Below are 459 nucleotides of genomic sequence, written 5' to 3' on the forward strand. Positions count from 1 at the left end.
CATTTGTCTTTATAGGGACATGCCCTGCACTTGGAGGGGGTGGTTCGGTAGGTTCGCTTCCCCTCTTTGTTTGTAGTGGTATGGCGCAAAATGCCGCCGTGCGGGCAGGTAAAGGTGTCCTGTATCGGGTCATATGTATACTCCCACGGCTTATACCATTCCTTCTTCCCAGTGTATCTTGTATAGGGCATAACGGGGATTCTTTCGTTTTCCAATACTCTCTTTGCAATCCACGGCGTCTTATATGCCGCATCCATTACGATAAAATGAATTTCCTTAAAACGGCTCGTTACCTGGTCATACAGGTCATCCCAAGCTATGCTGTCATGTACATTTCCCGCTGTCACTTCTACACCCAGAATGAATCCATGTTTGTCACTGGCTGTATGGGCCTCGTAGGCAAACTGCCGCTCATGCTCCCCTTTTACGAACATTCCCGCATCTGGATCCGTGGTGGAG

Annotated in this window: 1 protein-coding gene; it reads right to left on the reverse strand. The window is 49.0% G+C overall.

Annotated elements, in window-relative coordinates:
* Nucleotides 1–459: transposase (locus H7U32_RS10125; RefSeq protein WP_204469900.1), on the reverse strand; the 459-nt coding region annotated here is incomplete at both ends.

Source organism: Bifidobacterium pullorum subsp. saeculare, assembly GCF_016899725.1.
Classification (GTDB): Bacteria; Actinomycetota; Actinomycetes; order Actinomycetales; family Bifidobacteriaceae; genus Bifidobacterium; species Bifidobacterium pullorum_C.